Here is a 7682-nt window from a genome sequence, read left to right as displayed (position 1 = left end):
GTGAAAGCTTTATTTCATCACTAAAGATAATTTTCGAAGTGGTGTCTGAAAAATATTCTGATAACTAGCAAGTGGGGCATTTCAAGCCCACAAGGGTACCTGGTTCCTGTCAGATTTTGACGTATACGTTAAACAATTGTCAAAAAGCCTAGCAAGCTCAGGCAAGCTTTCGCAAATACCCTAGAGGTGTAATTTTGGCAAATGTAAGGCAAATATTTATATTATATATCCCAAGTATGAGAATGACAGAGAAAAATATGAGAAGATTTATTAATACTATCGATGAATCTTTAGACAAGCCATTCATTAGTGTGAGGCCAATTGATATAAATGAATATCTTAAACTTATTGAAAAAGATGTATTAGAAAAAGCAGACTTAAAAGATAAGCTTCGAGGGATGATATCCTAGGATAAAAAATTTAGCCTATTCCAATGCCTATACGAGTGTCTTCAGTATATATACAAACTGAAGGCACTTTTATTATTTACACAGCTAAACCAAAAGGTGCCCTTCTTAGTAAAACTAATAGTTTCAAGGGAGGGATTTCATGATATTTAAAAAAGCCATTGTATGCGCCCATATTGATGGTGACACAACAGTAGTAAAATTGGAAAATGGGTTAAAAGAAAGAGTTAGGTTTATAGGAATAAACTGTCCGGAAAGCACTATAAAGCAGGAGTCTTATGGCAAAGAAGCGGCTGGTTATACTAAAAACAATCTTTTTGATAAGGTAATTTATCTGGAGAAAGATATTAGTGACAGAGATGTCTACGGAAGATTACTTCGCTACATTTGGCTCCAAATTCCTAGTAAAATTAGCAGTGATGAGATAAGAAATAAAATGTTTAATGCTATTTTGTTAGCTAATGGATATGCCAGGCAGGCTACTTATATCCCAGATATAAAGTATAGCGGTTATTTTGGAGAATATGTAAAGGAGGCGAAGGTGGAGAGTAAGGGGATTTGGGGCATTGTGTAAGGATAATGACTATTTTATTACATATAGTTGTAAGGTGTTAAAGTACTATGCTTATAATATGTTCAAGAGATATTAATTTTGATACAGTGGAATGGGAGAATGAGGCGGATATAGATCCTGATTCTTAGTTGAGCCAATCCAGTGAGTACAGAGCGGATAATCATCGTATAAACTAAGTCTGGTGTATCACTATGTGAATTACTGAGTATGTAGAAGTATAATATCATAATAATAGGATATTATATGATTAAAGAGATATATTAATAGTTTTCTATATGTGTACTCATGTTAAGATACTACTTGTCCCTTCGAGAGGTGACAAACACAAACAACAGTGGTTGATCAATATGTATATATAATGACGCGGGGTGGAGCAGTTGGTAGCTCGTCGGGCTCATAACCCGAAGGTCGTAGGTTCAAGTCCTGCCTCCGCAACCATGAAGTGAAACTTGAATCAGATGGAGTTTCAACTCCACCTGATTCTTAGTTGAACGAATCCAGGGACGTACCCGCTCTTTACTCCCACCTTGGAGAAGATGGGAGTATTAGAGCAGGTAGTCATCGGAAAAATATTGACAACAAATAAGTTTGTTTGATATTATGTGTAAGCTGTTAAAGACGCAGTACGATAATGTAATGTGGTGTGAGTAACTTGGTAACAATTTACTAGTTGACAGATAAGCACAGAGATGATAAGATGTAAATCTGGTCGCAATTAGCGACTAAGTACATCAGTTAACTGGTAACAAATTACTAGTTGACGAGCTGAGACAAGCATGGTAAGATATAAATCCATCGCAAATCAGTGATAACTTAGTGAGACAAAACTGGTAATAAAATACTAGTTGACAAGCTGAGATGAAGATGATAAGATGTAAATCCAGTCGCAAACAAGCGACATGATCCTTGAAAATTAAACAGAGGTAAAAATCCTAAATGGCTTTTTACGGGTAAAGTTATGAATCGATGACAATCGATGAATAAATTTACACCGTGCAATGAAAGTCAAAATGACTTTTATTAAATAAACTAAACCAGCAATTCTTTAACTACTATATATTAGTAGTAAATGAAGTTAAACACTGACGTGTTTAACTAAGCGATCATCACAAAATCATAGATTTTGGATGTCTGCTTAAGTAATGAGCATTCAAACTTTTAAATTGAGAGTTTGATCCTGGCTCAGGACGAACGCTGGCGGCGTGCCTAACACATGCAAGTCGAGCGATGAAGCCCTTCGGGGTGGATTAGCGGCGGACGGGTGAGTAACACGTGGGTAACCTGCCTCAAAGAGGGGATAGCCTCCCGAAAGGGAGATTAATACCGCATAACATTAGTTTTTCGCATGAAGAACTAATTAAAGGAGTAATCCGCTTTGAGATGGACCCGCGGCGCATTAGCTAGTTGGTGAGGTAAAGGCTCACCAAGGCGACGATGCGTAGCCGACCTGAGAGGGTGATCGGCCACATTGGAACTGAGACACGGTCCAGACTCCTACGGGAGGCAGCAGTGGGGAATATTGCACAATGGGCGAAAGCCTGATGCAGCAACGCCGCGTGAGTGATGAAGGCCTTCGGGTTGTAAAGCTCTGTCTTTTGGGACGATAATGACGGTACCAAAGGAGGAAGCCACGGCTAACTACGTGCCAGCAGCCGCGGTAATACGTAGGTGGCGAGCGTTGTCCGGATTTACTGGGCGTAAAGGATGCGTAGGCGGATATTTAAGTGAGATGTGAAATACCCGAGCTTAACTTGGGTGCTGCATTTCAAACTGGATATCTAGAGTGCGGGAGAGGAGAATGGAATTCCTAGTGTAGCGGTGAAATGCGTAGAGATTAGGAAGAACACCAGTGGCGAAGGCGATTCTCTGGACCGTAACTGACGCTGAGGCATGAAAGCGTGGGTAGCAAACAGGATTAGATACCCTGGTAGTCCACGCCGTAAACGATGAGTACTAGGTGTAGGAGGGTCCAACCTTCTGTGCCGCAGTTAACACAATAAGTACTCCGCCTGGGAAGTACGATCGCAAGATTAAAACTCAAAGGAATTGACGGGGGCCCGCACAAGCAGCGGAGCATGTGGTTTAATTCGAAGCAACGCGAAGAACCTTACCTGGACTTGACATCCCCTGAATAGTGCAGAGATGCATGAAGCCCTTCGGGGCAGGGAGACAGGTGGTGCATGGTTGTCGTCAGCTCGTGTCGTGAGATGTTAGGTTAAGTCCTGCAACGAGCGCAACCCCTATCATTAGTTGCTACCATTAAGTTGAGCACTCTAGTGAGACTGCCCGGGTTAACCGGGAGGAAGGTGGGGATGACGTCAAATCATCATGCCCCTATGTCCAGGGCTACACACGTGCTACAATGGTAGGTACAGAGAGATGCAAGACCGCGAGGTGGAGCAAAACTCAAAAACCTATCCCAGTTCGGATTGTAGGCTGCAACTCGCCTACATGAAGCCGGAGTTGCTAGTAATCGCGAATCAGAATGTCGCGGTGAATACGTTCCCGGGCCTTGTACACACCGCCCGTCACACCATGAGAGCTGGCAACACCCGAAGTCCGTGAGGTAACCTGTAAAGGGGCCAGCGGCCGAAGGTGGGGTTAGTGATTGGGGTGAAGTCGTAACAAGGTAGCCGTAGGAGAACCTGCGGCTGGATCACCTCCTTTCTAAGGATAATACAGACAGGTAATGCTGTCTGAAAGACTGGGTTTAGCCTCTGTTTAATCTTGAGGGCTTTAACTTTGTTTTTTACCTCGCAATTGTTCTTTGAAAATTGCACAGTGAAGAAACGTTAAACAACGCAATTGTTTAACAAAGTAAAGCTAAAGGTAAATTACTTATACGAAAGGTATTTTATTGAACTAAAACCTTTGTAACTCTAAACAAATTGATAGTAACGAGCAATTCGAGGAAGGCTTGAATGAGGAGCAGAGTTTACTGACTGGTAAATGAGCACCGCAATACTTGACGAAGAAGTGCGAAGTTAATAGCAATTTTCGGTATAGGTCAAGCTACAAAGGGCGCATGGTGAATGCCTTGGCACCAGAAGCCGAAGAAGGACGCGATAAGCTGCGATAAGCTTTGGGTAGGCGCAAATAGCCAGTGATCCAGAGATTTCCGAATGGGGCAACCCACATTACTAACGTAATGTACTGTAAACTGAATTCATAGGTTTATAGAGGTATACCCGGGGAACTGAAACATCTAAGTACCCGGAGGAAGAGAAAGAAAAATCGATTTTCTAAGTAGCGGCGAGCGAAAGGGAAAGAGCCCAAACCAGGAACTTGTTCCTGGGGTTGCGGATAGACCATAAATACTGCAATTTTTTAACTGAAGAGAGCTGGAAGGCTCCGCCGTAGAAGGTAAAAGCCCTGTAAGTGAAAAAAAAAAGAGCAGTCAGGTCTAATCCAGAGTACCACGAGACACGTGAAACCTTGTGGGAAGCAGGGAGGACCACCTCCCAAGGCTAAATACTAACTGGTGACCGATAGTGAAGCAGTACCGTGAGGGAAAGGTGAAAAGAACCCCGGAAGGGGAGTGAAATAGAACCTGAAACCGTGTGTCCACAATCAGTCGAAGCACTTTTATGTGCGACGGCGTGCTTTTTGTAGAACGAGCCAGCGAGTTACGATGTGTAGCAAGGTTAAATACTTAAGGTATGGAGCCGAAGGGAAACCGAGTCTGAATAGGGCGAAAAGTTGCATGTCGTAGACCCGAAACCGGGTGACCTATCCATGGACAGGTTGAAGCGGAAGTAAAATTCCGTGGAGGACCGAACCACGTTGGTGTTGAAAAACCATGGGATGAGCTGTGGATAGCGGAGAAATTCCAATCGAACTCGGAGATAGCTGGTTCTCCTCGAAATAGCTTTAGGGCTAGCGTTTTGAATGAGTAATGGAGGTAGACACTGAATGGGCTAGGGGCTGACAACAGTTACTGAACCCTATCAAACTCCGAATGCCATATACTTGAATCAAAGCAGTCAGACTACGAATGATAAGATCCGTGGTCAAAAGGGAAACAGCCCAGACCATCAGCTAAGGTCCCAAAGTGTAAGTTAAGTGGAAAAGGATGTGGGATTTCTAAGACAACTAGGATGTTGGCTTAGAAGCAGCCACTCATTTAAAGAGTGCGTAATAGCTCACTAGTCGAGAGATCCTGCGCCGAAGATGTCCGGGGCTAAAACTTACCACCGAAGCTATGGATTGATACGTAAGTATCAGTGGTAGAGGAGCTTCCTGTATGGATTGAAGTCGTACCGAAAGGAGCGGTGGACTGTACAGGAGTGAGTATGCTGGCATAAGTAGCGAGAAATAAGTGAGAATCTTATTGGTCGAAAACCTAAGGTTTCCTGAGGAAGGCTCGTCCGCTCAGGGTTAGTCGGGGCCTAAGCCGAGGCCGAAAGGCGTAGGTGATGGACAATCGGTTGATATTCCGATACCGCCAACTGACGTTATTACAAATGGGATGACGCAGGAGGATAAGATGTGCGCACTATTGGATGTGCGTCTAAGCATCTAGGACAGACAGGCAAATCCGTTGTATTAGTTGTGATGGGGAGCCCTTATGGGCGAAGTATCTGATTCCACGCTGCCAAGAAAAGTCTCTATGGAGGATGTTGGCGCCCGTACCGCAAACCGACACAGGTAGGTGAGGAGAGAATCCTAAGACCAGCGGAAGAATTGTTGTCAAGGAACTCGGCAAATTGACCCCGTAACTTCGGGAGAAGGGGTGCCTACGCAAGTAGGTCGCAGAGAATAGGCCCAAGCAACTGTTTAGCAAAAACACAGGTCTCTGCTAAAGCGAAAGCTGAAGTATAGGGGCTGACGCCTGCCCGGTGCTGGAAGGTTAAGGGGAATACTTAGCGCAAGCGAAGGTATGAACTTAAGCCCCAGTAAACGGCGGCCGTAACTATAACGGTCCTAAGGTAGCGAAATTCCTTGTCGGGTAAGTTCCGACCCGCACGAATGGTAATGATTTGGGCACTGTCTCGACAACAAATCCGGCGAAATTGTATTGCGAGTGAAGATGCTCGCTACCCGCGATTGGACGGAAAGACCCCGTAGAGCTTTACTGTAGCTTAGCATTGAATTTCGGTATTGTCTGTACAGGATAGGTGGGAGACTGAAACAAGGGCGTCAGCCTTTGTGGAGTCAACCTTGGGATACCACCCTGACAGTACTGGGATTCTAACCGGCGGCCATGAAACTGGTCACGGGACACAGCTCGGTGGGCAGTTTGACTGGGGCGGTCGCCTCCAAAAAGTAACGGAGGCGCCCAAAGGTTCCCTCAGAACGGTTGGAAATCGTTCGAAGAGTGCAAAGGCAGAAGGGAGCCTGACTGCGACACAAACAAGTGGAGCAGGGACGAAAGTCGGGCTTAGTGATCCGGTGGTTCCTCGTGGGAGGGCCATCGCTCAACGGATAAAAGCTACCTCGGGGATAACAGGCTGATCTCCCCCAAGAGTCCACATCGACGGGGAGGTTTGGCACCTCGATGTCGGCTCGTCGCATCCTGGGGCTGAAGTAGGTCCCAAGGGTTGGGCTGTTCGCCCATTAAAGCGGCACGCGAGCTGGGTTCAGAACGTCGTGAGACAGTTCGGTCCCTATCCGTCGCGGGCGTAGGAAATTTGAGAGGAGCTGTCCTTAGTACGAGAGGACCGGGATGGACTGACCTCTGGTGCACCAGTTGTTCCGCCAGGAGCACAGCTGGGTAGCTATGTCAGGACGGGATAAACGCTGAAAGCATCTAAGCGTGAAGCCCACCTCAAGATAAGATTTCCCATAGCATAAGCTAGTAAGACCCCTTGAAGAACACAAGGTTGATAGGTTAGAGGTGTAAGCATGGTAACATGTTCAGCTGACTAATACTAATAGGTCGAGGGCTTGACCAAAAAATAGTTAACAGTGTAGAGTTGAGAATTAAGAGTTAATGATGATTTTCACTAGCGTGAAAATCTAAAATTTAAATTAATTAAGCTCCACATAAAAAAGCTATACTTATCACTGTGCAATTTTCAGAGAATAATATTCTCATAAGAGTTAATAATTTATTGTGTATAAAGTTATTAGTTAGTATAATTATCGTTTTTTCGACGATAGGAGAAAAATAACCATAACTCTTAACTATTAATCTTAACTCTCAACTAAATAAATCTGGTGATTATGACGTAAAGGCAACACCGTTTCCATTCCGAACACGAAGGTTAAGCTTTACAGTGCTGATGGTACTGCACGGGAGACTGTGTGGAAGAGTAGGTCGTCGCCAGGTAAGTAACAGGAAGACACTAGGTTTTGATACCTAGTGTTTTTTTATGCATTTAGCAAGTTCAGGCAAGCCTTCGCAAACACCCCAGAGGTGTAAATTTTGGAAACTTTGCAATAATCAATAGTAAACAAATAAAGTGGAGGATTTTGATTATACCGACGAAAAAGAGAGAATGGTATCCATATGTAAAGTCTTATAATAAAAAATAAATTTAAGTTTTAATTATATGTTTAGAAAGATTACTTCGCTACATTTGGCTCCAAATTCCTAGCAAAATTAGCAGTGATGAGATAAGAAATAAAATGTTTAATGCTATTTTGTTAGCTAATGGCTATGCCAGGCAGGCTACTTATATTCCAGATATAAAGTATAGCGGTTATTTTGGAGAATATGTAAAGGAGGCGAAGATGGAGAGTAAGGGGATTTGGGGTAT

3 protein-coding genes, 1 tRNA gene and 3 rRNA genes are annotated in these 7682 nt (G+C 43.9%); all 7 read left to right on the top strand.

Translation table 11 applies throughout. The features are described 5' to 3' along the window. Window positions 1-194: 194 nt before the first annotated feature. A complete protein-coding gene (locus tag CLMAG_RS30385; protein WP_066631280.1) occupies window positions 195-410 on the top strand; it encodes a hypothetical protein in 216 nt (71 codons plus the stop codon). Between the two features lie 139 nt (window positions 411-549). Further along, window positions 550-981 carry a thermonuclease family protein gene (locus CLMAG_RS30380; protein WP_066630798.1) on the top strand — a complete coding sequence of 144 codons (432 nt, stop codon included), beginning with the start codon at window positions 550-552 and terminating at the stop codon, window positions 979-981. 362 nt (window positions 982-1343) lie between these two features. Next, window positions 1344-1419: transfer RNA gene (locus CLMAG_RS30375), tRNA-Met, on the top strand. Window positions 1420-2140: 721 nt separating this feature from the next. After that, window positions 2141-3648: ribosomal RNA gene (locus CLMAG_RS30370) — 16S ribosomal RNA — on the top strand. A gap of 338 nt (window positions 3649-3986) precedes the next feature. Further along, a 23S ribosomal RNA gene (locus CLMAG_RS30365) occupies window positions 3987-6875 on the top strand. Window positions 6876-7136: 261 nt separating this feature from the next. Further along, window positions 7137-7252, top strand: a 5S ribosomal RNA gene (gene rrf, locus CLMAG_RS30360). The 16S, 23S and 5S rRNA genes sit together here, the layout of an rRNA operon. 218 nt (window positions 7253-7470) lie before the next feature. Further along, window positions 7471-7682, top strand: a 212-nt coding sequence (locus tag CLMAG_RS35155) for a thermonuclease family protein (protein WP_161487073.1), incomplete at its 3' end; no start/stop codon positions are given.

The sequence above is a fragment of the Clostridium magnum DSM 2767 genome (assembly GCF_001623875.1).
In the GTDB taxonomy this organism is placed as follows: domain Bacteria; phylum Bacillota; class Clostridia; order Clostridiales; family Clostridiaceae; genus Clostridium_AM; species Clostridium_AM magnum.
This window is presented reverse-complemented; position numbering and strand designations above follow the sequence as displayed.

Bases quoted from the DNA above. Each gene is read 5' to 3' on its own strand.
- CLMAG_RS30380 (WP_066630798.1), top strand. From the start codon at position 550: ATGATATTTAAAAAAGCCATTGTATGCGCCCATATTGATGGTGACACA.